The sequence below is a fragment of the Mycobacterium sp. TH-M106 genome, assembly GCF_057473765.1.
Genome location: NZ_JBYCLE010000611.1, coordinates 1 through 3,663, shown reverse-complemented (window position 1 = coordinate 3,663; position 3,663 = coordinate 1). Strand labels below are relative to the sequence as shown.

Below are 3,663 nucleotides of genomic sequence, written 5' to 3'. Positions count from 1 at the left end.
GCCGGCCGGGCGGTGATCCCGGCCAACCACAACCACCCCGAGATCGAGCCGATGATCATCGGCAAGGCGTTCGCGGTGAAGGTCAACGCCAACATCGGCAATTCGGCGGTCACCAGCTCGATCGCCGAGGAGGTGGACAAGATGGTGTGGGCCACCCGCTGGGGCGCGGACACCATCATGGACCTGTCCACCGGCACGGACATCCACGAGACCCGGGAGTGGATCCTGCGCAACTCGCCGGTGCCGGTCGGCACCGTGCCGATCTACCAGGCGCTGGAGCAGGTCAAGGGCGACCCCACCAAGCTGACCTGGGAGATCTACCGCGACACGGTGATCGAGCAGTGCGAGCAGGGGGTCGACTACATGACCGTGCACGCCGGGGTGCTGCTGCGCTACGTGCCGCTGACCGCCAACCGGGTCACCGGGATCGTGTCCCGCGGCGGCTCGATCATGGCGGCCTGGTGCTTGGCGCATCACCGGGAATCGTTCCTCTACACCAACTTCGAGGAGCTCGCCGACATCCTGGCCGGCTACGACGTGACGTTCTCGCTGGGCGACGGGTTGCGTCCCGGGTCGATCGCCGACGCCAACGACGAGGCGCAGTTCGCCGAGCTGCGCACCCTGGGCGAGCTGACGAAGATCGCCAAAGCCCGTGGAGCCCAGGTGATGATCGAAGGACCGGGGCACGTCCCGATGCACAAGATCGCCGAGAACGTACGCGCCGAAGAGGAGCTGTGCGAGGAGGCTCCGTTCTACACGCTGGGCCCGCTGGCCACCGACATCGCCCCGGCCTATGACCACATCACCTCGGCGATCGGGGCGGCGATCATTGCCCAGGCCGGCACCGCGATGCTGTGTTACGTCACCCCCAAGGAGCACCTGGGCTTGCCCGACCGCGACGACGTCAAAGCCGGCGTGATCGCCTACAAGATCGCCGCCCACGCCGCCGACCTGGCCAAGGGCCACCCGCACGCGCAAGCCCGCGACGACGCGCTGTCGACGGCCCGGTTCGAGTTCCGCTGGCATGACCAGTTCGCGTTGTCACTGGACCCCGACACGGCGCGGGAGTTCCACGATGAGACGCTGCCCGCCGAGCCGGCGAAGTCCGCGCACTTCTGCTCGATGTGCGGGCCGAAGTTCTGCTCGATGCGGATCAGCCAGGACGTGCGCGACTATGCTGCCGAACACGGTTTGGACAGCGAGGAAGCCATCGACACCGCCATCCGGCAGGGCATGGACGAAAAGTCACGCGAGTTCGCCGAACACGGCAACCAGGTGTATCTCCCGATCGCCTAGCTCGCCGCCGTGGATTTCCTGCCGCTGGCCCCGCCCAAAGCCACTCCGTCGCGGGTGTTGACGATCGCCGGCTCGGATTCCGGCGGCGGTGCGGGCATCCAGGCCGACCTGCGCAGCTTCTCGATGCTCGGTGTGCATGCCTGCGTCGCGGTGACCGCGGTGACGGTGCAGAACACATTGGGCGTCAAGGGTTTCCACGAGGTCTCGGTTGACCTGGTGGCCGGGCAGATGAAGGCGGTGGTCGACGACATCGGCATCCAGGCGGCCAAGACCGGGATGCTGGCGTCGGGACAGATCATCGCCGCGGTGGCACGGACCTGGCAGGAGCTCGGGTTGTCGGTACCGTTGGTGGTCGACCCGGTGTGTGCGTCGATGCACGGCGATGCGCTGCTGGCACCTTCGGCGCTAGATTCGTTGCGGGACAAGTTGTTTCCGCTGGCTACTCTGGTAACCCCGAACCTGCACGAGGTGCGGCTGCTGGTCGGCGTCGACGTCGTCGATGAGCAGACACAGCAGGCGGCGGCGGCGGCTCTGCACGCGCTGGGCCCGCGGTGGGTGCTGGTCAAGGGCGGGCACCTGCCGTCGACGCCGCACAGCCCCGACCTGCTCTATGACGGCATCCGGTTCCATCAGTTCGACGCGCCGCGGGTCGACACCGGTGACGACCACGGCGCCGGCGACACCCTGGCCGCCGCGGCGGCCTGCGCCCTGGCGCACGGCTACACCGTGCCGGACGCGGTCGGGTTCGCCAAGCGATGGGTGACCGAATGTCTGCGCGCCGCCTACCCTCTGGGTCACGGTCACGGCCCGGTGTCGCCGCTGTTTAGGTTGGCCCGGCGCACCCGGTGAACCTGGAAACCATTGCGGGCATTGCCCATCGACCCGGCGACATCCCCGCCGGAGTGGTGGTGTTGACTCACGGTGCCGGCGGTAACCGGGAATCGCCACTGCTGGTGCGGGTCTGCGACGAGTGGGCGCGACGCGGCTGGCTGGCGGTCCGCTACAACCTGCCGTACCGGCGGCGCCGGCCCAACGGGCCGCCCGGGGGTTCCGGGGCCACCGACCGGGCCGGGATCGTCGAGGCCGTCGCCTTGGCCCGCGAGCTGGCCGGCGGCCCGCTTATCGCCGGCGGGCATTCCTACGGCGGCCGGCAGACGTCGATGGTGGTGGCCGACGGGCAGACGGCGGTGGCTGGGCTGACGCTGTTCTCCTATCCGGTGCATCCGCCCGGCAGGCCCGAACACCCCCGCACCGAGCACCTGCGAAATATCACGGTGCCGACGGTGTTCACCCACGGCAGCTCCGACCCGTTCGGCAGCATCGGCGAGGTGCGCGCCGCTGCCGCGCTGATTCCGGCGCCGACCGAGGTTGTCGAGATAGCCGGCGCCCGACACGATCTGGGCTCCAAGCGGGTCGACGTCGCCGCACTGGCGGTCGACGCGGCGATTCGGCTGGTGTAGCCGCGGCCGGATTCTCTAGCCGCCGAAGAACTCGGCCGGGTTGAGCAGCAGCGTGCCGAGGTCGGCCAGCGTCATGCTCGGGGTGGACTGGACCACGTCGGAGATGTTCGCCCATTCGTTGGCAGCCTGCGTGCCCAGTTCGGTCGGGAAGTTGTTGTTCGCGGTCAGCACCGCCGTCGCCAGGTCGTCTCGGGCGTTCAGGAACCCGGCGATGATTCCGGTGTTCGGGCCCAGCAGCGCGTCGTCGAGGGCCGTGCCGAACTGCTGTCCGGGCAGCAGCAGTGACAGCGCCGTTCGGACAACGGCGTACTCCATGGGCAGGCTGATGTCACTGAATGCCAGCGGCAGGTTGTTGACGATCGCCGACAGGCTGTCGGACGGGTTGGTGAAGATGTCATGCTCGACGGCGCTCCAGTCCGGGCTCAACGCGTCGGTGAACCTCAGCGCCAGCGGAGTGGACGGCTGCTCGCCGAACGCCTCCTCGAAATTGGAGCTGCCCATCAGTCCCTTGAGCCCGTACAGCAGCGATTCCTGCAGCACCCAACCGGGTTGGGCGTGCATCCGGGACGCGTCCAGTGCGTAGTCGTAGGAGAACACGCGTTGCGCCATGTCGGCCGCGTATTCCTCCGGGTTGACGGTGGGGGTGTCGGCGGGCAGCTGGTCTGCCACGTCGGCCACCGGTACCACCTTGGTCGTTACGTCCAGGCCGTCGGCGTCGGTGCCGTCGGGGATGTTTTCGAACCGGGCGAATATCTCACCTTTGGTGACGCCGCTGCTGTCCAGCCAGTTCGCCACACCGGGATTGGTGGCGCTGACCACGTAGTAGGTGTAGCCGTCCGGGTCGTGGAACGCGGTGGTGTTGTTCAGCGTGGTCTGCGCCAGGGTGGAGGGCAGCCCCCCGCCGAAG

The 3,663-nt window shown here is 68.4% G+C and carries 3 protein-coding genes and 1 pseudogene; 3 read left to right on the top strand and 1 reads right to left on the bottom strand.

Features of this window, described 5'->3' with window-relative positions; translation table 11 throughout:
* The 3 genes from thiC to AC2VOP_RS20770 all read left to right on the top strand — a co-directional run.
* The coding region (thiC, locus tag AC2VOP_RS20780; protein WP_486962720.1) for a phosphomethylpyrimidine synthase ThiC at window positions 1–1,296 on the top strand (1,296 nt) is incomplete at its 5' end.
* A 9-nt stretch (window positions 1,297–1,305) separates the two neighbouring features.
* Complete coding sequence (thiD, locus tag AC2VOP_RS20775; protein ID WP_486962719.1) at window positions 1,306–2,145, top strand: bifunctional hydroxymethylpyrimidine kinase/phosphomethylpyrimidine kinase; 840 nt, start codon at window positions 1,306–1,308, stop codon at window positions 2,143–2,145.
* The gene (locus AC2VOP_RS20770) at window positions 2,142–2,756 is read left to right on the top strand and encodes an alpha/beta hydrolase family protein (RefSeq protein WP_486962718.1); all 615 of its coding nucleotides are present in this window, start codon (window positions 2,142–2,144) and stop codon (window positions 2,754–2,756) included. The genes thiD and AC2VOP_RS20770 overlap by 4 nt, the downstream gene beginning before the upstream one ends.
* Before the next feature lie 15 nt (window positions 2,757–2,771).
* Here AC2VOP_RS20770 and AC2VOP_RS20765 read toward each other — a convergent pair.
* Window positions 2,772–3,663 (bottom strand): annotated as a pseudogene (locus AC2VOP_RS20765) (hypothetical protein); the annotation flags it as partial.